Source organism: Amycolatopsis sacchari (assembly GCF_900114035.1).
Lineage (GTDB): Bacteria > Actinomycetota > Actinomycetes > Mycobacteriales > Pseudonocardiaceae > Amycolatopsis_E > Amycolatopsis_E sacchari.
The window spans coordinates 166,555-188,258 of the sequence record NZ_FORP01000004.1; the positions used below are offsets into that span (position 1 = coordinate 166,555).

23 protein-coding genes are annotated in these 21,704 nt (G+C 71.0%); 9 read left to right on the forward strand and 14 right to left on the reverse strand.

Annotation, left to right across the window (positions count from 1 at the left end):
• Positions 1-333: 333 nt before the first annotated feature.
• The 3 genes from BMZ92_RS36810 to BMZ92_RS09375 form a co-directional block, all read right to left on the reverse strand.
• On the reverse strand, positions 334-795 hold the full coding sequence (locus BMZ92_RS36810; protein WP_143249831.1) for a hypothetical protein: 462 nt from the start codon (positions 793-795) through the stop codon (positions 334-336).
• 131 nt (positions 796-926) lie between these two features.
• Positions 927-1,685, reverse strand: coding sequence for a transglycosylase SLT domain-containing protein (locus tag BMZ92_RS09370; protein ID WP_245782974.1), 759 nt, complete (start codon positions 1,683-1,685; stop codon positions 927-929).
• Positions 1,686-2,156: 471 nt separating this feature from the next.
• Complete coding sequence (locus BMZ92_RS09375) at positions 2,157-2,771, reverse strand: hypothetical protein (protein WP_218153428.1); 615 nt, start codon at positions 2,769-2,771, stop codon at positions 2,157-2,159.
• A 212-nt stretch (positions 2,772-2,983) separates the two neighbouring features.
• On the opposite strand from BMZ92_RS09375, the gene BMZ92_RS09380 reads away from it, so the two are divergent.
• Both BMZ92_RS09380 and BMZ92_RS09385 read left to right on the forward strand, forming a co-directional pair.
• On the forward strand, positions 2,984-4,324 hold the full coding sequence (locus BMZ92_RS09380; protein WP_091505368.1) for an enolase C-terminal domain-like protein: 1,341 nt from the start codon (positions 2,984-2,986) through the stop codon (positions 4,322-4,324).
• Between the two features lie 445 nt (positions 4,325-4,769).
• Positions 4,770-5,195, forward strand: a complete 426-nt coding sequence (locus BMZ92_RS09385) for a hypothetical protein (RefSeq protein WP_091505369.1) — start codon at positions 4,770-4,772, stop codon at positions 5,193-5,195.
• An 856-nt stretch (positions 5,196-6,051) separates the two neighbouring features.
• Here the strand turns inward: BMZ92_RS09385 and BMZ92_RS09390 are convergent.
• On the reverse strand, positions 6,052-6,777 hold the full coding sequence (locus BMZ92_RS09390; protein ID WP_091505631.1) for an ANTAR domain-containing protein: 726 nt from the start codon (positions 6,775-6,777) through the stop codon (positions 6,052-6,054).
• Positions 6,778-6,948: 171 nt separating this feature from the next.
• Here BMZ92_RS09390 and BMZ92_RS09395 point away from each other — a divergent pair, with 171 nt between their 5' ends.
• Genes BMZ92_RS09395 through BMZ92_RS09405 form a run of 3 tightly spaced genes read left to right on the forward strand, consistent with a single transcriptional unit; the run spans position 6,949 to position 9,662 of the window.
• Positions 6,949-7,497 (forward strand): DUF4232 domain-containing protein, encoded by a 549-nt coding sequence (locus tag BMZ92_RS09395; RefSeq protein WP_091505370.1) that lies wholly within the window; start codon positions 6,949-6,951, stop codon positions 7,495-7,497.
• A gap of 44 nt (positions 7,498-7,541) precedes the next feature.
• Complete coding sequence (locus BMZ92_RS09400) at positions 7,542-8,867, forward strand: cytochrome P450 (protein ID WP_091505371.1); 1,326 nt, start codon at positions 7,542-7,544, stop codon at positions 8,865-8,867.
• A gap of 39 nt (positions 8,868-8,906) precedes the next feature.
• Positions 8,907-9,662 carry an alpha/beta fold hydrolase gene (locus BMZ92_RS09405; RefSeq protein WP_091505372.1) on the forward strand — a complete coding sequence of 252 codons (756 nt, stop codon included), beginning with the start codon at positions 8,907-8,909 and terminating at the stop codon, positions 9,660-9,662.
• Here BMZ92_RS09405 and BMZ92_RS09410 read toward each other — a convergent pair.
• The 4 genes from BMZ92_RS09410 to BMZ92_RS37305 all read right to left on the reverse strand — a co-directional run bounded on the left by BMZ92_RS09410 (position 9,654) and on the right by BMZ92_RS37305 (position 13,076).
• A complete protein-coding gene (locus BMZ92_RS09410; protein WP_245782975.1) occupies positions 9,654-10,400 on the reverse strand; it encodes an MBL fold metallo-hydrolase in 747 nt (248 codons plus the stop codon). The genes BMZ92_RS09405 and BMZ92_RS09410 overlap by 9 nt on opposite strands.
• Positions 10,401-10,409: 9 nt before the next feature.
• Positions 10,410-11,906, reverse strand: coding sequence for an FAD-dependent oxidoreductase (locus BMZ92_RS09415; protein ID WP_091505373.1), 1,497 nt, complete (start codon positions 11,904-11,906; stop codon positions 10,410-10,412).
• A gap of 4 nt (positions 11,907-11,910) precedes the next feature.
• Positions 11,911-12,825: an AurF N-oxygenase family protein gene (locus BMZ92_RS09420; protein WP_091505374.1), complete on the reverse strand. Its 915-nt coding sequence runs from the start codon at positions 12,823-12,825 to the stop codon at positions 11,911-11,913.
• A gap of 113 nt (positions 12,826-12,938) precedes the next feature.
• On the reverse strand, positions 12,939-13,076 hold the full coding sequence (locus tag BMZ92_RS37305) for a hypothetical protein (RefSeq protein ID WP_177228616.1): 138 nt from the start codon (positions 13,074-13,076) through the stop codon (positions 12,939-12,941).
• Here BMZ92_RS37305 and BMZ92_RS09425 point away from each other — a divergent pair.
• Positions 13,063-13,509: a hypothetical protein gene (locus BMZ92_RS09425; RefSeq protein WP_143249832.1), complete on the forward strand. Its 447-nt coding sequence runs from the start codon at positions 13,063-13,065 to the stop codon at positions 13,507-13,509. The genes BMZ92_RS37305 and BMZ92_RS09425 overlap by 14 nt on opposite strands.
• Here the strand turns inward: BMZ92_RS09425 and BMZ92_RS09430 are convergent, their stop codons facing one another.
• Both BMZ92_RS09430 and BMZ92_RS09435 read right to left on the reverse strand, forming a co-directional pair.
• The gene (locus BMZ92_RS09430; protein ID WP_091505376.1) at positions 13,510-14,400 is read right to left on the reverse strand and encodes a serine hydrolase; all 891 of its coding nucleotides are present in this window, start codon (positions 14,398-14,400) and stop codon (positions 13,510-13,512) included. It lies immediately after the preceding gene.
• The gene (locus BMZ92_RS09435; RefSeq protein WP_091505377.1) at positions 14,400-15,329 is read right to left on the reverse strand and encodes a LysR family transcriptional regulator; all 930 of its coding nucleotides are present in this window, start codon (positions 15,327-15,329) and stop codon (positions 14,400-14,402) included. Before BMZ92_RS09435 ends, BMZ92_RS09430 begins: the two co-directional genes overlap by 1 nt.
• 26 nt (positions 15,330-15,355) lie before the next feature.
• On the opposite strand from BMZ92_RS09435, the gene bla reads away from it, so the two are divergent.
• Positions 15,356-16,228 (forward strand): class A beta-lactamase, encoded by an 873-nt coding sequence (bla, locus tag BMZ92_RS09440; RefSeq protein WP_091505378.1) that lies wholly within the window; start codon positions 15,356-15,358, stop codon positions 16,226-16,228.
• Between the two features lie 581 nt (positions 16,229-16,809).
• On the opposite strand, the gene BMZ92_RS09445 is transcribed toward bla, so the two are convergent.
• From BMZ92_RS09445 to BMZ92_RS09455, 3 genes are read right to left on the reverse strand one after another with little or no spacing between them, the layout of a single operon-like run.
• The gene (locus tag BMZ92_RS09445; protein ID WP_091505379.1) at positions 16,810-17,385 is read right to left on the reverse strand and encodes a TetR/AcrR family transcriptional regulator; all 576 of its coding nucleotides are present in this window, start codon (positions 17,383-17,385) and stop codon (positions 16,810-16,812) included.
• Between the two features lie 4 nt (positions 17,386-17,389).
• Positions 17,390-18,736, reverse strand: coding sequence for an amidase (locus BMZ92_RS09450; protein WP_091505380.1), 1,347 nt, complete (start codon positions 18,734-18,736; stop codon positions 17,390-17,392).
• Entirely contained in the window at positions 18,723-18,911 is a 189-nt protein-coding gene (locus BMZ92_RS09455; protein ID WP_091505381.1) for a hypothetical protein, read from the reverse strand. The genes BMZ92_RS09450 and BMZ92_RS09455 overlap by 14 nt, the downstream gene beginning before the upstream one ends.
• Before the next feature lie 91 nt (positions 18,912-19,002).
• Between BMZ92_RS09455 and BMZ92_RS09460 the strand changes: the two genes are divergently transcribed.
• Positions 19,003-19,878 (forward strand): MBL fold metallo-hydrolase, encoded by an 876-nt coding sequence (locus BMZ92_RS09460; protein WP_091505382.1) that lies wholly within the window; start codon positions 19,003-19,005, stop codon positions 19,876-19,878.
• Between the two features lie 107 nt (positions 19,879-19,985).
• The gene (locus BMZ92_RS09465; protein WP_091505383.1) at positions 19,986-20,456 is read left to right on the forward strand and encodes a GNAT family N-acetyltransferase; all 471 of its coding nucleotides are present in this window, start codon (positions 19,986-19,988) and stop codon (positions 20,454-20,456) included.
• A 489-nt stretch (positions 20,457-20,945) separates the two neighbouring features.
• Here the strand turns inward: BMZ92_RS09465 and BMZ92_RS09470 are convergent, their stop codons facing one another.
• Positions 20,946-21,398 (reverse strand): GlcG/HbpS family heme-binding protein, encoded by a 453-nt coding sequence (locus BMZ92_RS09470; RefSeq protein WP_091505384.1) that lies wholly within the window; start codon positions 21,396-21,398, stop codon positions 20,946-20,948.
• Positions 21,399-21,704 lie beyond the last annotated feature (306 nt).

The window sequence follows — 21,704 nt, forward strand, 5'->3', positions numbered from 1 at the left end:
GCCGCTGACGCGGGAGGCGAGCGCGGGGGCCGGTTGATCCCCCCGGATCAATTCAGTTGGACCACGGGTGTCCGAGGGGCAGCGAGTGGCGCCCCAGCGGCACACTGTTTGTCGCGATATCCCCCGGCGATCACACCGCCCGCAGCGTCCCCGAGCAGCAAGCCAACCCACGTCTACCCCAGCGCGAGCCCGTTCTAGCGATTCCCCGCAGCGATCACACCGCCCACAGCAACCCCGGGCAGCAAGCCATCCCGCCGCGCCCGCACCCGGCCGTGGGCAGTAAGTCGGGTCCTGCTGGCACCGGTTCACCTTCGAATCAGCCGCGCCCGACAGTCACGGCACCACTTCGAACTGCCCCAAGGGAGTCGAACCGTGCCACGGATTTCCCACCGTGACAGCGCTACCTTCGAAATGCCCCAACGGAATCGGGTCATGCCAGGGATTTCCGCCCGTCACCGCACCGCCGTCGAGATGCCCCAACGGCACCACACCATGCCACGGATTTCCGGCCGCCACCGCACCACCGTCGACATGCCCCAACGGCACCACACCATGCCACGGATTTCCGATCGTCACCGCGCCACCGTCGATGCGCCCCAGCGGCACCAAACCGTGCCACGGATGTCCCAGCCTCACCGCGCATCCGGTGCCACCCAGAACCGAAACCGATCCCTGCGCAGCAAGCCCGTCAGCGCGAGCGAGCACGTACGATCCGTGTGGCAGCGCCTCATCGCTCACGAGCGCCGCTACGCCACCCGCGGCCAACGCGGTACCCGCGACCGCGAACGCCACCATCGCCGTCCTCGCGCCCATCTCATTCCTCCCCTTTCGCCCTGGAATCCCGTACCGGACGCTAGTGGCACGGGCGGAGGGAGGACGTCCGTCGCGCTACGTATCCCGCGTAAGCAGATTTACGTATCTCGCGGTCAGTACCCGCGGTAACCGCCGCCGGAGCTGAGCGACTTCAGCCCGGGGTGGCTGTCGAACCCACCGTAGCGGGCGACGGTGTACCGCACTCCCGCGATGATGTTGTCCACGGGGTTGAAGATGTCGTCGTGGCCGGGCAGCTTGTACGCGTCGAACGTGAAGTCCGTGCACTGCATCAGACCCTTCGACGGATGTCCGGCGCGCGCGTTCGCGTCCCACCGGTTCACCGCCTCCGGATCACCGTCGGACTCCTTGTCGATGACGGTGCGGATGGCCTCAATGTCCTCAATGGACACCGGGACGCCCTGCGCCTGCAGGATCTCGATCGCCTCGCCGATCCAGCGGGACAGACGGTCGCCGGCAGGCGCGGGAGCGGCTTCGGCGGGAACCACGACCGGGGTCGCCACGGCCTCGAGTTCCGCGGCGCCCTCGGCGGGCTGCGGCGCGGGCTGCCCACCGCCCAGCGGAAGCACGGCGCCGACCTCACCGGGCGCGGTGACGGGCTCCGCCAGGTCGGCCATCGCCGCGAGCGGCAACGACACAGCGCCGGAGCCGCTGCCGGTGGCAGGTGCCGGGGCGGGGGAACCGCCAGGTCCGGCAAGCGCCAGCGGACTGGCCGTGCCCGCGACGGACAGGGCGAGCAACCCGGCGGACACCGCCGTCCGGGCACCGAGCCGTCCTGATGCCCGGTGGCGGGGTGCTGCGGAGAAGGGCAGGGCAATGCGTTTCGCGCGCACGTTCGCGCAGTGGTTTCCCACGGGGAAAGGGTCTCCTCGGGTCGGGGCATGACGCGCCGACCCGTCGGGGGCCAGGCCGGCTGGTCCACGGTCGGCGGGAAAACCGCAGATCACCGCTGGACCTGAGCCAGGTTACGAAACCAAAAACGAGATATCACGCGACGGTGACGATCGCCACACGTTTACCACGTTTGCGCAATTCCCTTTGTGGGCACGAAATCCCAGCTCAGCCCTGTTTCTTCACACTCCGTGAAACCCTTGCTACTCCGCATCCAGCACGCGAATCACATCCCTGTAATTCCGCGAAACCCTCCCTAAAACACCACCAACGCCACCTCGGCCGTCGCTGTCACACCACCTTCCTCACGCGCCCGGATACCCTCTCCGGATCACCGGAACCTGGCGGAACCCTGGAACAACGTTCACCCCTCTACCCGATCCCTCCTCCGCCCCTCTCGTATGAGCCAGCGAAACCGCTCAGTCCACCGTGGATCAACCTCCGGGCAGCGTGTACCCGAGCGCGATGTCGAGCGTCGTGGCGAAGGTCAGGTACATCAGCCACAGCCCGGTGACCACGTGGAAGAACCCCAGCACCCGCTCGGCGGGGTTGCTGCTTTCGTCGCCCCGGCGGCCGCCGATCCGGAAACTGGCGAAGAACTCGCTGACGTAGACCGCTGTCAGCCCGGAAAACAACAGCCCGACCGGCCAAGCACCCGCCGAGAAGAACACGACCACGCCCAGCACCGAGATGATCGTGAACGCGATCGCCATCAGCCCGGTGGGCCGGACGTCGTTGCCCTGATAACGGTTCCAGCCCAATGCGAACCAGTGGATGCCGTAGGCGGAAAACGCCAGCGCGGCCATGTACAAGGCCGGTTCCCGCAGCGAGCCGAACCACGTCAGCGCCGCGAACAGGTAGACCCCGGTGACGAACTGGCAGAACCCGGGCAGCCAGATGCCCCAGACGCCGGTGGCCCTGTCCACCGCCGGACCGCGTGGCGGCGCGCGGAACAGCTCCTGCGGACCGTAGATGAGATACCCGGTGCCCAGGCCGAAGAAGCCCAGCACCACCGGAACGAACGCACTTGTGTGGAACTGGATGCCCACGGCGACCTCGCTTTCCCGTTCTTTCTCGCCAGCATGGGAGCGTTCTTGCGGGAACGCAAACGTGGTATCCGCTCGAACGGATGAAAACACCCCGTTTTAAGTGGACTACGCCCGGAAAACACCCCGATCCAGCTACGACTTTTGGCTAGTTACGCCGAACCGATCAACACGGTACGGTCGGTTTAGAACGTCAGAGCGGACTGGAGGGCGCGATGACAGCAAAGGTGGTGGCGGTGGACGTCACCGACGTCCGGTTTCCCACGTCTCGGGAACTCGACGGTTCGGACGCGATGAACGAGGCGCCGGACTATTCGGCGGCGTACGTCGTGCTGCGGACCGACGACGCGGCGCTGCCCGAGGGCCACGGGTTCACGTTCACGATCGGCCGCGGCACCGAGCTGGCCGTGCGGGCCGCCCAGCTCGTGGGCGAGCGCCTACGCGGGATGACGGTGGCGGAGCTCGTCGGCGATCTCGGCGGGCTGTGGCGGCACCTCACAGGTGACAGCCAGTTGCGCTGGCTCGGTCCGGACAAGGGCGTGATCCACCTCGGCACAGCTGCCGTGGTGAACGCGGTGTGGGACCTGGCGGCGAAGCTCGCGGGGCAACCGTTGTGGCGGTACCTGGCGGGGTTCTCGCCGCAGCAGCTGGTCGACGTGGTCGACTGGCGTTACCTGCGGGACGCGCTGACGCCCGAAGCGGCGCTGGAGTTGCTCGCCCGGCAGGAGCCCGGGCGTACGAGCCGTATCGAACACCTGCTGCGGCACGGCTATCCGGCGTACACCACCAGTGCGGGTTGGCTCGGCTACGACGACGCGAAACTGCGGCGCTTGTGCCAGGAGGCCGTCGACGCGGGCTGGGACGCGATCAAGCTGAAGGTGGGCGCCGATCTCGAAGCGGACCGGCGCCGGTGTGCCATCGCCCGCTCCGTACTGGGCCCGGAACGGCGGCTGATGATCGACGCCAACCAGGTGCTCGGGGTCGAGGAGGCGGTCGCATGGTTCCGCGAGCTGGCCGAGTTCGACGTGTACTGGTTCGAAGAACCGACGAGCCCCGACGACGTGCTCGGGCACGCGGCGATCGCCGCCCGGATCTCGCCGACGCTCGTCGCGACCGGCGAGCACACGCAGAACGCCGTGGTGTTCAAGCAGCTGTTCCAGGCGAAGGCGCTCGGCGTGTGCCAGCTCGACGCGTGCCGCGTCGGCGGGGTCAACGAGGCGGTGGCCGTCCTGCTCCTGGCGGCGGCGCACGGCGTGCCGGTGTGCCCGCACGCGGGTGGCGTCGGCCTGTGTGAGCTCGTGCAGCACCTGGCGATGTTCGACTTCGTCGCGGTCAGTGGCTCGATGGAGGGCAGGATGATCGAGTACGTGGACCACCTGCACGAGCACTTCGTCGATCCGGTGCGGATGCGCGGTTCTCGTTACCTGGCGCCCACGGCTCCGGGTTACAGCGCGCGCATGCGTCCGGAATCCCTTGCGGCACACCGCTTTCCGGACGGCCCGATATGGGCGGATACCGCACAGCCAGCTGCCACAACAGAAGGGAGGGGACGATGACAGGTCACCCGGCTGGTGCGTGACGCGAGCGGCGAGGTCCGCCGGTTCGTCCTCGACATGGCGGATTGCGTCCTTGCTCCCCAAGGTAGCACGCTGGGCTCCCGGCCCCCCGGGCGAGCGTGAAGCGGTGTTCACCTCTAGGCGGCGCGATCGCGCGGTGCACGACGGTCAAGAACGTCAACTCCCACAACATCGAGGGCGAGAATCCGCCGCACTCAGCACGCAAGCAAAGACCGTCAGCAGGGCTTGCACAGTGGGGCCGCGGATCGCGCGGGGGGCGACCGCCTTACCCACTGGCGGACAGCTCATATGGGTGGTTCGAGAACCGGAACAGGACGAACCCCCACGGCGAGGGGCAGCACCACCTTGCCTGGCTGACGGCGTTACGGTGACTGCCGGACAGCTCGTAGGAGCTGGTTGGGGAACCGGAACAGGAGGAGGTGGCATGACCGCGACGGCAGCGCTGGCCGGGGTGGCGTGTCTCTGGCTGGGGATGGTACTGGCGATCTCGTTCCTCGAGGCGCCGCTGAAGTTCCGGGCCCCGGACGTGACCGTCCGAATCGGACTCGGCATCGGAAGGCTCGTGTTCCGTGCCCTCAACGCGGTTGAGGCGGCACTCGCAGTGGTGGTCGTGGTGACGCTGATCGCGGGCCACGTGCCGGGGCCGGTTCTGGGGACGGCAGTGGCGGCCGTCGGCGTGCTGGCACTGCAACTGGTGGCGATCCGGCCCGTGCTCAACCGGCGGTCCGACCGGGTGCTCGCAGGGGAAGACCCGCCGCGGTCGCGGGCGCACCTGGGCTACGTGGGCACGGAGGTGGTGAAGGTCGCGCTCCTGCTGGCCGCGGGAGTACTGGCGTTGTCCGGCCTGTAGGGCCGTCGGGCTGCCCGCCGCCCGTCGGCTGATGCCGCCTAGCGCCGGGGTACACGGTCCGGCACCCAGGTCCTGCCCGGCCCCGCCCCGCCTGACCTTGCACGCCTTCGCACCCGATCCTGCACCGCCCAGCACACCGGCCCCGTTCGCGTCTCCCGCCCAGCACACCGGCCCCGTTCGCGTCTTGCCTGCCTCCACCGGCCGAACGCTGCGCCCCACGGCCCGATCTCGCCTGACCTGCGCCGCCCGGCACCCGATCCTGCCGTGCCTGGCCTGCGCGGTCCGGCATCCGATCGCCTGGCCCGCCTGGCCTGGCATCTCAAGCACCCGATCCCGCCTCGCCCGCCTGGCCCCCTCCGCCCAGCACATCTGCCCGGTATCGCGCCTTGCCTGCCTCGCGCCTGCCGACACGCTGCGCCCTACGGCCCGATCTCGCCTGACCCGATGCCTGCCCGCCCGGGCGAGGCAACCGGCGACTCGGCACGAGAGCCCTCAGCGGCAACCACCGTCGATCGTCATGTCTGCCCCGCCGTCCACGGGCAAGACCCGCCCTGACCGCGACCCGACCAGCCGCGGCGCCCGACCAGGCACAACCAGCAACGACGCACGGTCCGCGGCATCACCGCAAGCCGCTACCACCACGCGGCCACGCCAGCACATGCCCGCATCGCCAAAGCCGCGTCACCAACGCGGCCGCGCCACCGCCAACTGCGGCGCCACCACAGGCCCGCGCCGCCGTGCGGCCACGCCAGCACACGCCCGCATCACCGCAAGCCGCGGCACCGCGCGCAAGGCCGCATCACCCAGCCACGGCGGGCCCCAAGCCCACCACCAAGCCGCCACCCCACAACCCACCTCACCGGCGGGTGCTGTCCTCCACAAAGCGCGCCGCGATGATGTTCAGCTTCACGTTCTCGTGTTGGGAGCGCGTCGTCAGCATCTGGAACGCCTCGTCTTCCGTGATGCGGTGCGCGGCCATCAGGATCCCCTTCGCCTGCTCGATCACCGCCCGCGACTGCATCGCGATCCGCAGGTGCCGCACCTGCTCCCGCGCCTGCGTCGCGCGGTGGGACAGGCGCAGCACCGTCGTCACGACGAGGGTGTACAGCTCCAGGATCTGCTGGTCCAGCTCCAGGAAACCATGTCCGCCGAACCCGAAGAGGTTGATCGCGCCCGAAAAGCCCTCGGCCACCGCGAGGGGCGACGCCAGGTAACTGCCGACCCCGTGCTCCCTCGCCACAGTGGTGAAGTGCGGCCACAGCTGCCGCGCCGTGTCGATCTCCACGCGGACGATCTCGCCGGTCCGGGCCGCACGGAGACAGGGCCCGTCCCCCTCGTCGTACTGCGCGGAGTCGATCTTCACGGCCACTTCGTGCGTCGTCGCGGCGGTGGTGGCACCTTCGGCGCGCACCAGGGTGATCGAGGCCATGTCGGCACCGGGCACGACACGCACCACCTGCTCGCACACGGCCTGCAGCAGCGCACCGGGATCATCGGTGACGGCGACCGTGTCCGACAACGCCTCGAGCGCCTGCCGCACCTCGTCGAGGTGTGCCGACGATCCGCCCGGCAGCTCGCTCATCGTGGCCTGCATCCTCCGTCGTCCAGTCGCGGGAGGCGGACGACGCGGAACGGCCGTCCACCGGTAGCCGCTGGCTGGTCAACGGACTGCGGCAAGTTTACCCAAGCCCCCCAGTGGGTACTACAGGCTGTTACGCTCCCCGCAGTTCGCCGAACCAGGGGGGTCCACACCGTGCGCGCACTCCCCGCCGTGCTGCTCCTCACCCTGCTCGCGTCCTGCGGAAAAGCCGCTCACCCCGACAACGGGATCGAGCCGCCGCTGCTGACGGTCGGCCCCAGCACCCCGGTCGACACCCCCGGCCCACGCTGCCCGGACTCCGGACTGAGCGTCACCGCGGGCGAGGTCGACGCCGCGCTCGGGCACCGCGCCAGCGTGCTCACCGCCACCAACTGCGGCACCACACCCGTCCACCTCGACGGCTACCCCGCGATCCGGCTCCTCGACGCCACCCGCGCACCGCTCGCCGTCACGGTCGCGCACGACTCCTCGTACATGGCGATCGACCCCGGCCCCGCCCCACTCACCGTCGCACCCGGTGGCCGCGCCCTGACGGTGCTTTCGTGGTCCAACACCGTCACCTACGGCGACTCCGCGACCGGCGCCTTCGTCGAGGTCGTCCCGCTCCCCGGCGCCGCCGCGCAAACCCTCCCGCTCGACACCGACCTCGGCACCACCGGCAGCCTCACCGTCACGGCCTGGGCGTCGAGCCTGCGCAGCTGACCACAGATCGACATCCGCCACCACCACGGGATACGTTCGAGTCCGTGGAGACGAGGGCACTCACGACGCGGATCCGGGACAGCGCCAAGCCGGTGGTCCGCTGGGGACTGCGGCACGCACTCGCCCGCACCGCCGTGCGGACCGCGGCGAAGCGGGGCGACCTGCAGGCCCGGCTCATCACCCAGGCCGGAACCACCGCGACCGCCGGGCTTTCCGGGCTCTTCGACGAGATCCGGGCACACGGCCCCCTGCTCAAGGGCAGCTTCGCCTACATCACCACCAGTCACGCCGCCGTCAAAGAGGTGCTGACCAGCAACGACTTCCAGGCCGGGTTCGGCACGGTCGAGAACGCGTTCGTCGCGCGGCTCGACGCGTGGTCCGAGCCCGGGCACGTGCACCCCGTCGAGCGGCCGTCCCTGCTGGTCACCGAGCCCCCCGACCACACCCGGTACCGCAAGCTCGTCACGCGCGTGTTCACCGCCCGCGCCGTGGAGAACCTCCGCGCCCGCACCGAGCAGATCGCCGCCGGGCTGCTGGACTCCCTCGACCCGGCGCGGCCCGTCGACCTCGTCGAGACCTACTGCAGCCTGCTGCCCGTCACCGTCATCGCCGAGATCCTCGGAGTGCCCGAGCACGAACGGAAACGCGTCCTCGAACTCGGTGCCGCCGCCGCGCCCAGCCTCGACATGGGCCTGTCGTGGCGCCAGTTCCGCGCGGTCGACTCGGCGCTGGCGTCCTTCGACGCCTGGCTGCGCGACCACCTCGACCACCTGCGCGCGCATCCCGGCGACAACCTGCTCAGCCGGCTCGTCGCCGCGAAGGAGGACGGCGTCGGCCTCACCGACCAGGAGCTGCGGTCCACCGCCGGGCTCGTGCTCGCCGCCGGTTTCGAGACCACCGTGAACCTGCTCGGCAACGGAATCGCCCTGCTGCACCGGAACCCCGCGGAACTGGACACCCTCCGGCGTGAACCGGAGCTGTGGCCCATCGCCGTCGAGGAGATCCTGCGCACCGATCCGCCCGTGCTGCTCACCGGGCGCTCGTGCGTCCGCGACACCGAGGTGCTGGGCGTGCCGGTCCGTGCCGGATCCCTCGTCACCACCGTCCTCGCCGGAGCGAACCGCGACCCCGCCGTCTTCACCGATCCCGGCCGCTTCGACGTCCGCCGCGAGAACGCCCGCGACCACGTCTCCTTCTCGGCCGGACGGCACTACTGCCTCGGTGCGGCACTCGCGCGGATGGAGGGTGAGGTCGGGCTGCGGGCGTTGTTCGACCGGTTCCCCGGCCTGACGCTGCTGCCGGGCGCCACCCGGCGCGGCACGCGGATCCTGCGTGGCTACGAAACGCTACCCGCCCGGCTGCGTGGCTGAACGCGTTTTCCGCGCTGCGGGCGAGGGTATCTTCCCGCCATGATCGCGCGCGGCTGGCATCCGGAGTCCACTGTGGTCGGTGGGACGCCGATGCATTCGGGCACGCTCGGGCGCGGGCCGTCCGTGGTGTGCGTGCCGGGGCTGGGCTGCTCGCACCGGTACTTCCTGCCCCTCGCCCGGCGGCTGGCTCCCCACGCGCACGTCAGCGCGCCCGACCTGCCCGGTTTCGGGGCCTCACCGGGCCCCGCCGAGGCGCTCGACGTGCGCGGGCTGTCCCTCGCGCTCGCCGGCTGGCTGCGGGCCACCCGGCGCGGCGGCTCGGTGCTGGTGGCCAACTCCGCCGGGTGCCAGGTAGTCGCGGATCTCGCCGTGCACTCGCCCGGCTTGCTCGGGCCCGTCGTGTTCATCGGCCCCACGACGGATCCCCACCTGCGCGCGTGGCCGAGGCAGGCCCTGGGGCTGCTCGCCGACGTGCCGCGCGAGCACCCCGCGCTCGCCCCGGTCGTCGGGCTCGACTACCTCAAGTGCGGCCCGCGCCGGTTCCTCGCCACGTTCCGGCACGTGCTGCGCGATCCGTGGGAGGACAAGCTGCCCGCCCTGCACACGCCGACGGTCGTGGTGCGGGGCACGCGTGATCCGCTCGTGTCGGGGAAGTGGGCACGCGAAGCGACCGCGCTCCTGCCCGTCGGACGGCTCGTCGAACTCCCCGGCAAGCCGCACGCGCTCAACTTCTCGGCTCCCGCCGAGACCGCCCGGATCGTGCTCGGGCTGCTCGCTCCGAGGCCCTCAGGCTGAAGCGCGTGCCGCCTCGACGGCGTCGGGCATCGAACCCCGCCACGGCTCCCCGTGTCCCGGCGCGAGGACTCCGGCGTCGAGCTTGGCGAACGCGTCCAGGCTTTCCCGCGACTCCTCGAGGAAGTGCGTGAAGAAGGCGGGGATCAACTGCGGCCCCGTCGTCCGCGAGAGCGGATGCCCGGTCACGAGCGCGTCGCCGGACGCCACGACCCCCTGGTCCGGCAACAGGTAGGCGACGTGGCCCGAGGTGTGCCCGGCACACGGCACGGGCACCGGGTTGCCCGGCAGGTCGAGCGCGCCTTCGGTGGGGAACGGCCGCGCGTGCGGGATCGACGGGTGTGTCAGCGCGCCCGCGCGGAGGATGCGCAGGATCCAGCCCGCCCCGCCCGGCCGCACGAACTGCTTGAGCACGTCCACCGGCGTGGCCTGCTCGAGCCGTTCCCGTCGCGCGTGCCCGACCTCGGTCGCGTGCGTGTACACCGGCGCGCCGTAACGCTCGTGGAAGTGGTTCAGCGCGCCCATGTGATCGAGGTGAGCGTGGGTGAGCAGCACGGCCCGCACGTCCTCGGGCCGGCGGCCGATGGCGCGGACCGACGCCTCGACGGCGGCGACGTCACCCGGCCAGCCACCGTCGATCAGCGTGACGTCCTCGCCGTCGCGCACCAGCACCCAGTTCACGTCGGTGCCGCGCGCCATGAACACGTTCGCGGCGACCTCGGCCACCTCACCCTTGCGCACGGCCGCAGCCTAGCCGCCCCGGCGCCGGCCCAGGAGCGCCGCCTTGCGACCCTGACGTTTCCGGGCGGGAAGCCTGCCCGCGACGGCCTCGTCGAGGAGGCTACCCACGGTCTCCGCGGCGCAGGCCCGGTTCGCCCCGATCCCGCCGGACGGCCCGCGCTTGATCCAGCCGACGACGTAGGTGCCCGGCCGGACCCGCCCGCCCTCGTTCGGGATGGTGCCGGTCTGCTCGTCGAACGGCAGCCCCGGCACCGGGGTCCCCCGGTAGCCGACCGCGCGGATCACCTGTCCCGCCGCGATTTCCGTGCCCCCGCCGACACGCAGCCCGCGGACCTGGCTGTCCCCGGTGATCGCCTCCGGCGCGGAGTGGAAGCGCAGGACGATGCGGCGCTTGCCGTGCCGAGGCGGCGCGGACCAGTCGACGGTCTCCCTCGCCAGGTCCCGCAGCAGGGCCGCCTTGTCACCGGGCGCGGCCGCGTCGATCGTCTCGGCGATCCGCGGGTCGTGACTGTCGACCACCAGGTCGACGTCCTCCCGCTGCGTGAGCGCGAGCAGTTCCGGCCTCGTGTACGCGGCCGATTCCGGGCCCCGGCGGGCGAGCAGCACCACCTCGCGGACCTTGCTGGTGCGCAAGCGGGAAAGCGCTTCCGGCGAGATCTCCGTGCCGGCCAGCGCGGCCGGGTCGGCGGTCAGGATCCGCGCCACGTCGAGCGCGACGTTGCCGGTGCCGACGACGACCACGCGCTCGGCCGACAGGTCCACCGCGTCCGCGGCCACGTCGGGGTGGCCGTTGTACCAGGCGACAACCGTCGTGGCGGCGAGGCTGCCCGGCAGGTCCTCCCCCGCGATTCCCAGCCGCCGCGCCGACGACGCCCCGACCGCGTAGATCACCGCGTCGTAGCGCTCCGCCAGGTCGTCGACGGAGACGTCCCGGCCGACCTCGACACCCAGCCGCAGCTTCACGCGCGGGTGGTCGTGGAAGCGCGCGAACGTCTCGCCGATCTTCTTCGTCGACGGGTGGTCGGGCGCAACGCCGTAGCGCACGAGGCCTCCCGCGACCGGCAGCCGGTCGATGAGCGTCACGCGGGAACCGGTGTGCAGCAACAGGTCCTCGACCGCGTACATGCCGGCCGGGCCGGTACCGACCACCGCGACGTCCAGCGGCGCGAAGTCGCTGGGGATCCGGCGGTCGAACGTCGGCGGCCCCCACGCGTGGAAGTTCGGCGCGAGGCCGAGGACGTCCACCGGCTCCTGATCGGCGTAGTACGCCGCGTTGATGTCGGCGTACGCGCGCATCGGGCCCAGCAGGCTGTCCGCGGGGAAGATCGCGTCCACCGGGCACGCGTCGGCGCAGGCGCCGCAGTCGATGCACGTGCGCGGGTCGACGTAGAGCATCTCCGTCGTCCCGAAGTCCGGTTCGTCCGGCGTCGGGTGGATGCAGTTGACCGGGCAGACCGAGACGCAGGACGCGTCGTTGCAGCAGGTCTGGGTGATCGCGAAGGCCATGGCGTCAGATCAGGTTGGCGCGCTTGTAGAACCAGGTCGAGGCCTTGGTCAGCAGCCCGGCCGAGTGGAGGAACTCCATCAGGCCCGCGCAGCTGGACCGCAGCATCGCCTTGTGGTGCTCGTTCGCCTTCGCCTCGCGCACGGCGCGCCTGGTGTCCAGGCCCGCGTTCGCGTACACCTTCGGGTTCACCATGCTGCTGACGATGAAGTACGACGCGATCGCCACGACCAGCGCGTTGTACTGGCGCCGCAGCCAGCCCGCGCCCTTGAGCCGCTCGCGGGTCTCCTCGCGGGCGAACTTCATGTGCCGCGACTCCTCGACCACGTGGATGTTGTTGATGGTGCGCACGAACGGGACCACGCGCTCGTCACGCATCCAGTCGCGCTGCATGACGTCGAGTACCTCTTCGGCGACCAGGATCGCGGCGTACGCGGCCTCGCCCTTGGCGGTGCTCTTGAAGAACCGGCCCAGCTCGACCGCGAGACGGCGGGGGCGGTAGGCCGGCGCCCGCAGCTTCGCGGCACCACGCGCGAACATGATCGAGTGCCGGCACTCGTCGGCGATCTCGGTCAGCGCCCACTGGAACGCGGGGTCGGTCGGGTCCTTGGCGTAGAAGTCGCGGAGCACCATCTGCTGCAGGATCATCTCGAACCAGATCCCGGTGCTGGCGACGGAAGCGGCCTCCTGCCGGGTCAGCTCACGCTGCTGCTCCGGGGTCAGCTCGGCCCAGTACGCGGTGCCGTACAGCGTGCTCCACTCCGGGCTCGCGCCGTGGTAGCTCGTGTCGAGCGGGGTCTCCCAGTCGACTTCCTTGATCGGGTCGTAGGACAACGTCTCGGACGAGTCCAGCAACCGCCGCGCCATCTCTTCGCGGCCGGGCTCGGTCTCCTCCGCTCGCTGCGTACCGACGCTGGTCATAGCAGACTCCTTGCCGCACGATTGCCTGTTACCGAGGTTTACTGTTACCTAAGGTAACACGAACTTCGGCGCGTGTGCAGGGGGTGCTAGGAAGGGACCGCTATGCGAATCGATCAGCGAATCACCCTCAGCGCCGTGGTCCTGGCAGCCACCGCTCTCACCGCGTGCGGAACCTCGTCGGACAGCAGCGCCCCCGCTACCTCCTCGGCGCCGGCATCGACGTCGGCGACGACCGTCGTGCCCTCGAACATCACGGCACCGGGCACCAAGATGAAGTTCGGCGACCGTGCCGTGGTGAAGTGGCAGGACGGCTACGTCGGCATCACCGTCACCGGCGTGGACTCCGGCGACACGGCCGGTTTCCGGCAGAAGTTCGGCGAGAACGCCAACGACCTCGAGCCGTACTACGTCCGCTACACCGTCGAGAACCTGGGCGGCACCGACCTGTCCGTCAAGAACCCGCCCCTGGTCAGGGCGGCACTGGCCGACGGCACGAGCACGGGCACGTTCATCACCGGCTCGGTGGACCAGTGCGAGACCGTGCTCACGCCGCAGACGTTCACGACCGTCGGCGCCCAGGTCACGGAGTGCCAGCTGGACGCCGCGAGCACGGGCGACCAGGTCGGCGGCGCCCGCTACGCCCAGGGCGAGTACGACGAGCAGCCGCTGCTCTGGACGAAGTGATCAACCCGCGCGCAGGTGGTCCCGCAACCGCCGCGCGACGTGCGCCATCGCGGCCTCGGCCGCCGGCTGGTGCGCGGCGGGCACGCGGGACTCGGTGAGCGCCACGACGGCGAACAGGCCGCCGTCGGCGTGCTCGACCACCCCGGCCTCGTGCCGCAGGGTCAGCAGTGTGCCGGTCTTGCCCGCCCACACCGTGGCGTCCGAGCTGAAGTCCGGGGCGAGGCGCTGCCGGAAAACGTGGTGCCGCAACAACTCCCGCACCCGGTCGGCCACCTCGGCGGCGATCTTCGACGGGGTCCACAGCGCCTGCAGCAGGTCGGCGCACGCCCTGGCCGACCCGGTGTTGGCCCGGGTGACGTCGAGCTGCGGGATGCGGTGACCTCGCCCGGCGGTGCCCGCTCCGATGGCCAGCGAGTGCGCCAGGTGGACGTCGGCGGCGCCGAAGCGTTCCGCCGGCGTCTCGGCCAGCTCGGCGATGAGGTGCCGGACCACGATCCCTTCGACGCCGAGCTCCCGCACGATCCGCGTGACCTCCGCGGGCGGGGTGAGCGCGAACAACGCGTCCGAGGCCGTGTTGTCGCTGATGGACGTGCTCAGGTACAGCAGGTCGTCGAGCGCGATGCGCGCCGGGTGGCGGAACCGGCTCAGGCCCGTCGGCCCCGGCGTGGTGACGCGGCCCGGCTGGACCTCCAGCGCGGTCGCGCCGTCCAGCTCGCCGCGGTGCACGCGGGTCAGCGTGGCAACGGCGAGCGGCACCTTGACCAGCGAGGCGAGCGGCCACGGCGTGTCGGTCTCGAAGCCGATCTCCGCACCGGACCGCAGGTCACGCACCAGGAACGAGCCCCGCAGCCCGGCGTCGTCGAGCACTTCGCGCAGTTCCCGCAGCAGCATCACGCCTCCCCCGTTCCCAGGCAGCGCCCGATCGACCGTGACAGCGGCCGGAGGCGTTCCTCGTCGTCACCGTAGGTCGTGGCCAGCGCGTAGCCGCGGACGAGCCGGAGTTCGCCCAGCGGCCGCCAGTGCAGATCGAGGTCGGCCGCTTGCGCCGCCGAGCACAGCAGCAGGTCCGAGGAGCCGAGCACGTCCGCGACGGCGGAGACGAGAGAGTCGGCGGCGACGACCTGCGAGGGACGCAGGCCCAGCGCGTCACGCAGGCGGAACAGCGGATCACGCAGGTGCGGCACGTCGTCCTCCGGCTGCAGCCACACCCGCCGGGGCCGTGCCGCCTCACCGCGGCCGGGTCGCAGGGTTTCCAGGTAGACGGTGCGTTCGCGGGGAGCCACGGCGGCGGCGACCCCGAGCGGCACGGCCCACTGGGCCTGGTCCTCGGGCGCCGCGACCAGTGCTGCCCTGACCTGTTGCGTGCGCAGCAGATCCTCACGGGCGGCTGGCGCGGCAGGGCGGAAATCGAGGACGAGGTCGTGCTCCCGCGCCTCCGCGTCGAGGTGGGCGAGGTCCCGCGTGCCGCAGCACTCGGGCACGGCGAAGCGCAGCGGACGACGGCGCGCCAGCCTGGCGTCGGACTCCAACGCCTCGGCGAGGCCGACGAGCCGCCGAGCGGCGGGCAGCACCTCGCGCCCGAACGGCGTCAGCACCGCTCGGCGTGTCGCCCGGTCGAACAGCCGGTCCCCGAGACGTCGCTCGAGCGCGGCGATGCGGCGGCTCGCGACCGGCTGCGGAATCCCGGCGGCCGCAGCGCCCAGCGTGAAGCTCCCCCGCTCGCTGACGCTCACGAACGCCCGGCAGGCGTCGACCAGATCCACGCCGCGAAGTCTATGCCGATCCGGTATGGAAACCTCGGTTCGTGTCTTGGACAGCATGAGCAGGTCCCGGAAGGGTGGGAGTCATGTTCGCCAGAAGCACCCTGTTCGTCCTGCTGTTGTTCGGCCTGCTCACCGGCTGCGCGAGCACCCCGGCGCCGCCGGCCGCCGGGCCCGCGGAGCAGACCGCGGCCCCGGATTTCCACGACCTCGAAACCCGCTTCGGCGCCCGCCTCGGCGTATACGCGCTCGACACCGGCAGTGGTAAGGAGATCGCCTACCACGCCGAGGACCGCTTCGCCTACGCCTCCACGATCAAGGCGCTCGCCGTCGGTGCCCTCCTGCTACAGGGCGCTGACCTGGACAAACGGCTCACCTATACCCAAGCGGACATCGTGTCGCACTCCCCCGTCACCGGACCGCGTGTGAACACCGGCGTGACCGTGCGCGAGGCGGCCGAGGCCGCCCTCCAGCAGAGCGACAACACCGCGGGCAACCTGCTGTTCCGCGAACTGGGCGGCCCCGCCGGGCTCGCGAACGCGCTGCGCAGCATCGGGGACACCACCACGCATCCCGACCGCTGGGAGACCAGCCTCAACGAGGCGGCCCCCGGTGACATCCGCGACACGAGCACCCCTCGGGCCCTCGCGACCAGCCTGCGCGCCTTCGCACTCGGCGACGCGCTGCCCGCGGACAAGCGCGACCTACTCGTGGACCTGATGCGCCACAACACCACCGGCAGCGGGCTCATCGCCGCAGGCCTGCCCGAGGGCTGGACGTCGGCGGACAAGACGGGCTCAGCCGGCTACGGCACCCGCAACGACATCGCCGTCGTGTGGCCACCGTCGAGTGCCCCAGTAGTCCTGGCAGTACTGTCCACACGCGACACAAAGGACGCCACCTACGACGACAAACTCATCGCCGAGGCAACGGCCCGCGCTGTCACCGCGCTGCGTTGACAGCGCCGTCGAGCGGGATTGCTCCCCGCTGTGCGGACCCGTTGGGTGGACCCGTGGGCGGCCCCGTTGGGCGGACCTGTTGGGCGGACCTGTTGGGCGGACCCGCTTCGTCGGGCCGACCCCGCTCCGCCGGGCAGCGCCGTTACCGCGGGGCGCTCGCCACCTGTCCGAGGGTGCGGTCGCCGCCCCTGGAGCGGGCGGGTCACCGCCTTGCGCTGCCCCGCCCCGTCGACAGAGCTGCCACCGCGCGGCGCTCGCGGCTCCTAGGAGCGGGTGCGGTCGCCGCACTGCGCCCCCGTCCGTCCAGCAGGACTGTCTCCGCGCTGCCTCGCCTCCCATCGAGCAGCACGGACACCGGACAGCCCTCACGGCTCCGTCAAGCAGCACCGTCGCCGGAGGGCGGTGCCCACCGCCCCTGGGGCAGCACGGTTACCGCGTCGCGGTCACCACCCCGCCGAGCCGTGCCGCCACCGCGTGGCGCTCGCGGCTCCGCCGAGCGGCACTGTCCGCCCCGCCTGCGCGTACCGCCCCGCCGAGCAACGTCGTCCCCGCAGCATCCACCGCCCTGCCGAGCAGCACCCTTACCGAGTGGCGCTCGCCGCTCCGTCGAGCAGCTCGGACACCAGCCGCCTGGCGTAGGCCGGTTCGAGCCCGTCCGGCCGGAACAGGATGCGGTACATCATCGGCGCCACCAGCCGGTCGAGCACCGTTTCCACGTCCGGCACGCGCTCCCCGCGCTCTGCGGCCCGCTTGAGGATCACGTCGATCTGCTCGGCCGCGTATGCCGAGCACTGACCGGCATTGCTCCCGTCCGGGTCGCCGAGCAGCGCGTCCCGGATGTACGCGCGGCCCGGAGGCGAGGACATCTCGTCCAGGAACTCCTCAGCCCACGACTTCAGGTCGGCTTCGAGACCACCCCGATCCGCAGGCGGGCACTCCGGCCGGAGGATCTCGACGGCGACATCGGACAGCAGCCACCGCACGTCGCCCCATCGGCGGTAGATCGTGGACGGCGTGACCCCGGCCCGGGCCGCGATCTGGGGCACGGTCAGCCCTTCCCGCCCCAACTCGGCCTCGAGCTCGCGAACGGCGGAGTGCACCGCTTCCTGAACCCGGGCGCTGCGACCCCCCGGGCGCACCATCGGCCTACGGCTCATACTTTCAGCTTAAGGCAAAGATCCCCCTTTCCAGCGTCAGCTCCCAGGCCCGGCCGACCCGGAACAGGAGCGGCTCGGCCAGCGGCCACCCCAGCAACTGCAGCCCGATCGGCAGGCCGGCCGAGTCGGCACCGACCGGCACCGTCAGCGACGGGAGCCCGGTGATGTTGGCGGGCGCGGACAACCGGACGTAGGCGTCGGATACGCTTTCGACTGTGCCGTCCGGCCAGGTCACACTGTCCTGACCCGACGGCACGGCCGTCAACGGCACTGCCGGGGCGGCGAGCACGTCAACCGGCTCGAGCATCCGCAGCCACTCGCGGCGCAGGAGCGCGCGGGCACGCTGGGCCCGCAGGTAGTCGCCCGCCGGCAAGAGCACCCCGGCTTCGAGCAGTACCCGGACGTCGGCGGCATACAGCTCCGGCACGGTCCGCAGCGTGCGTTCGTGGTAGGCGGTCGCCTCCGGCACCATCAGGCCCCACTGGATCGCCTGGACGTAACGCGTCATCGGGACCTCGACCTCGACGAGCACGGCGCCGAGCGACTCCATCCGTTCGATCGCCTGGCGCACTGCGGCTTCCACCTCGGGATCGACGTGCTCGAAGTAGTAGTTGCGCGGCACGCCCACCCGCAGCCCGGCCAGCCCACCGTCCACAGTGGCCGGTCGCCCGCCGGTCAGCACCGGCAGCACGAGCGCGGCGTCCTCGACCGTGCGCGTGATCGGGCCGACGTGGTCCAGCGACCACGACAGCGACACCACACCATCACGCGGCACCAGGTCGTAGGTCGGTTTAAGCCCGACGACTCCGTTGAGCGCGGCGGGCACCCGGATCGAGCCGCCGGTGTCGGTGCCGAGCGCGAACGTAGCCATGCCCGCGGCGACCGCGACGGCGGAACCACCACTGGAACCCCCGGCGATGCGGCCCGGGTCCCTCGCGTTCGCCGTCTGCGGTGTGATCAGCCCGTACGCGAACTCGTGCGTATGGGTCTTGCCGATCAGCACCGCGCCCGCGTCGGCCAAGCAGGCCGCGACGACGCTGTCGGCTTCGGCCCGATGCCCGGCGCGGACACGGGAACTGCCGGTGGTCGGCAGCCCTGCGACGTCGATGAGGTCCTTGAGCCCCACGGGAATCCCGTGCAGCGGGCCGCGGTACTCGCCCCCGGTGATCTCGCGCTCGGCCTGGCGGGCCGCCTCGCGCGCCCTTTCGGCGGTCACGGCCACGTAGGCGTTCAGACGCGGCTCCACCTCCTCCACGCAGGCCAGCACTGAGTCGACGAGCTCGACCGGCGACAACGCGCGCGTGCGCACTGCGTCAGCGGCGGCGGCGAGGGTGAGTTCATTCGGCCCCACCAGGCACCTCCTGGCGGAAAGGTGCCATCTCCCCGAGGTCGAGCTCACGCAGGACGGACACGACGGAATGGATGTGGTTGGCGGTGGCGGCCACCACGTCGTGACGGTCCCCGGACAGCGGCAGCCCGGCACGGGCGGCCCAGCGAGCCGCGTCCGGTGGGGCGAAGTCGGACATCGATCCTCCCGAAAAGCTAAAAGTTTGCGTTTAGGCAGAGTAGCCCGTATCGTCGCTTAAAGCAAACCCGTTGCGTTTAGGAGGAGTGGTCATGAGCGTCCCGTCGTGGACCGTCGGCGAGTTCACCGTGCACCGGATCGACGAGGTGTCCCTGCCGCCCGCCACGGGCCCCTGGCTGCTGCCCACCGCCACTCCCGACGTCGTGGCCCGGCACGACTGGCTGCGGCCCCACTTCGCCGGGGACGACGGGGCGCTGCGCCTGGCCAGCCACACCTTCGCCGTCTCGGTGGGCGGGCACCGGATCGTCGTGGACACCGGCATCGGCAACGGCAAGCAGCGCGCCAACCCCGCCTGGCACAACCTGCACACCGCCTACCCCGACCGGCTCGCCGAGGCCGGGTTCGCCCCGGAGACGGTCGATCTCGTGGTGCTCACCCACCTGCACACCGACCACGTCGGCTGGAACACCCGGCTGGAGGGTGGCGAGTGGGTGCCGACGTTCCCGAACGCCCGATACGTGACCTCGCGCGTGGAAAGGGAGTTCTGGGCCGGGTACGCGATGGACGAGCCGCGGCAGCAGATGTTCCGCGACTCCGTGCTCCCGGTCGAGGACGCGGGCCTGCTCGATCTCGTAGACGTCCGGAGGGACGGTACGGAGATCATGCCCGGGGTCCGGCTGGTGCCCACACCCGGTCACACGCCGGGGCACGTCGCGGTGCGGCTGGACAGCGGCGGCCGGACGGCGCTGATCACCGGTGACTGCGTGCACCACCCGGTCCAGGTACCGCACCCGGAGATCACCAGCTGCGTCGACATCGACCCGGATCTCGCCGTGCGCACCCGCCGCGAGCTCTTCGAGTCGCTCGCGAGGAGCGACACCCTCGTGCTGGGCACCCACTTCCCACCACCGACCGCCGGACGGATCGCCGATCAGGGTGGATCCCTGCGCTGGGTGCCGGTGAGTTAGGTGTCCGTGAGCAAGGGGCTGCGTTCAATCACCGGCCGTACGAGCCGGAATTGTCGGATGCCGTTGGTACGGTGCGGCGCAAACGCGGGCGAGCGAGGGGAATACCGGTGGCAGAGGTGGCGCTGCGGTTGGTCGAGGATGCCGACCTGGACGCACTGTTCGACCAGAGAGGTGATCCCGAGTCCATCCGGATGGCCGCTTTCACCACCAGCGACCCCGACCGTGAAGCGTTCGACGCTCACATGGCGGAGACACGCAATTCTCCTGACGTCACCCTTCGTGCCGTCACGTGTGACGGGCGCCTTGTCGGCAGCATCGCCAGCTTCGTCATGGAGGGGGACACAGAGATCACTTACTGGATCGACCGTTCGGCCTGGGGGCGCGGCATCGCCAGCCGAGCACTGGCCCTCTTTCTCGACACGGTCGCGACCCGGCCCCTGTACGCCCGCGCCGCCAGCGACAACCACGGCTCACTCAGGGTCTTGCGGAGAGCGGGTTTCACGGTCATCGGCACGGAGATCTCTTACGCGCCCGCCCGTGGCACCGAAATCGAAGAGACGATCCTGCGTCTCGTTTAGGACGTCGCGGTGGGATGGGGTTGACGTGGGAGGACGTCCAGTCGGCGGGTGGCGATTGCTGTTCGTGGAAGCGGTATCGCCCCGGGCAGCCGCAATCGTCGCCGCCATCGGGATTTCCACAAGGCCGTCAAGATCTGGCGAAATATACCGCCGCCCTCCCACGCTGGCTCGCCCGCTTCGAGACGCAACGCCGTTACGGGGCACTTGGCGAATGTTCACCGGGATGGCAAGGCTTCTTCGTCACGGACGATCCGCAGGCTGCGGCACGCTGACCGCCTCGCCGCCGTCATCCTCTGGTGTGCCAACAACGTCGGTCGCCGGACATACCGCAACCCGCGACCTTCCCTGCGAGCGTTACCGGGACGGGCGCCGGTCACTCCACTCGGTAACCGAGGTGCGTAACTCCTGGCGCCGGTACAGCATCGACAGCGAGCACAGACTCGTCGAACGAGGTCAGCGCGAGTCCACGGTGGACGTTCGCACACTTGATCATGAAGTGCTGCGCGCGGGACCGGCTGAGCGCTTCGCCTGCCACTGTTCGACGGCGACCTGCACGGCCTGCTCGTCTTCGAGGGCGTGCGCGCCGGAGGCTCCGGCGGCGCCGAGGATCACATTGCCGTCGGTGACGAGGACGCCGCCGGCCCACGGGACGAAGTCGCCGTGGTACAGGTACTGGATGCTCTCGACGATGCCGGCCGGAAGCTCGATCTGGCCCGACGGCTTCAGGGCGAGCAGCGCGCTGCGGGCCTTGGCGACGGCGATCCGGCTGGTCATGGGCATGCCGCCGTCGGCGCGGCGCAGGGTGATCACTTCGCCGGCCACGTCGAGCACGGCGACCGCGAGGGGTGGGAACCCCCGCTCGGCCGCGACGGTCAGCGCGGCGTCCACCAGCCAGTCGGCGTCGGCGAGCGTGAGGCCGGGGAGGCGAGGTGAGTCGATCATGGAAAGGAGCTTAGCGTCGGGAATCGCTGGGTGGGTGGGAATAAACCGGCGGTCCTGGCGGGCCGCCACGCGCGACGGTGCCAGCCGCCGGGTGGGGGCGAAAGGCTCAGCGGTCCACGTTCAGCCGGTGCGCGGAAGTGATAGGCCCGACGGGCGTGAAGGCGCTGGGCCCGGGCCCAGCCAGCGCCGCGCGGGAGCGCCGATCGCGAGCCATCGGCGAGCGGCAGCGCTGAGCCCCAGGCCGCCGCCAGCGGTCACGGGCCGGACCTGGGCAAGCAAGCCCCCAGTGGCGAGCGGAAACGCCAG

What these genes read in the sequence shown, in the direction of transcription:
- BMZ92_RS09435 (WP_091505377.1), bottom strand. Translation starts at nt 15,329, where the DNA reads ATGCTGTCCAAGACACGAACCGAGGTTTCCATACCGGATCGGCATAGA.
- BMZ92_RS09470 (WP_091505384.1), bottom strand. Translation starts at nt 21,398, where the DNA reads ATGATCGACTCACCTCGCCTCCCCGGCCTCACGCTCGCCGACGCCGAC.
- BMZ92_RS09420 (WP_091505374.1), bottom strand. Translation starts at nt 12,825, where the DNA reads ATGACCAGCGTCGGTACGCAGCGAGCGGAGGAGACCGAGCCCGGCCGC.
- BMZ92_RS09380 (WP_091505368.1), top strand. Translation starts at nt 2,984, where the DNA reads ATGACAGCAAAGGTGGTGGCGGTGGACGTCACCGACGTCCGGTTTCCC.
- BMZ92_RS09445 (WP_091505379.1), bottom strand. Translation starts at nt 17,385, where the DNA reads ATGAGCCGTAGGCCGATGGTGCGCCCGGGGGGTCGCAGCGCCCGGGTT.
- BMZ92_RS09430 (WP_091505376.1), bottom strand. Translation starts at nt 14,400, where the DNA reads ATGCTGCTGCGGGAACTGCGCGAAGTGCTCGACGACGCCGGGCTGCGG.
- BMZ92_RS37305 (WP_177228616.1), bottom strand. Translation starts at nt 13,076, where the DNA reads ATGTTCGAGGGCACGACGGTCGTCGCCGACGTCGATGCCGGCGCCGAG.
- BMZ92_RS09460 (WP_091505382.1), top strand. Translation starts at nt 19,003, where the DNA reads ATGAGCGTCCCGTCGTGGACCGTCGGCGAGTTCACCGTGCACCGGATC.
- BMZ92_RS36810 (WP_143249831.1), bottom strand. Translation starts at nt 795, where the DNA reads ATGGTGGCGTTCGCGGTCGCGGGTACCGCGTTGGCCGCGGGTGGCGTA.
- BMZ92_RS09390 (WP_091505631.1), bottom strand. Translation starts at nt 6,777, where the DNA reads ATGAGCGAGCTGCCGGGCGGATCGTCGGCACACCTCGACGAGGTGCGG.
- bla (WP_091505378.1), top strand. Translation starts at nt 15,356, where the DNA reads ATGTTCGCCAGAAGCACCCTGTTCGTCCTGCTGTTGTTCGGCCTGCTC.
- BMZ92_RS09455 (WP_091505381.1), bottom strand. Translation starts at nt 18,911, where the DNA reads ATGTCCGACTTCGCCCCACCGGACGCGGCTCGCTGGGCCGCCCGTGCC.
- BMZ92_RS09415 (WP_091505373.1), bottom strand. Translation starts at nt 11,906, where the DNA reads ATGGCCTTCGCGATCACCCAGACCTGCTGCAACGACGCGTCCTGCGTC.
- BMZ92_RS09405 (WP_091505372.1), top strand. Translation starts at nt 8,907, where the DNA reads ATGATCGCGCGCGGCTGGCATCCGGAGTCCACTGTGGTCGGTGGGACG.
- BMZ92_RS09385 (WP_091505369.1), top strand. Translation starts at nt 4,770, where the DNA reads ATGACCGCGACGGCAGCGCTGGCCGGGGTGGCGTGTCTCTGGCTGGGG.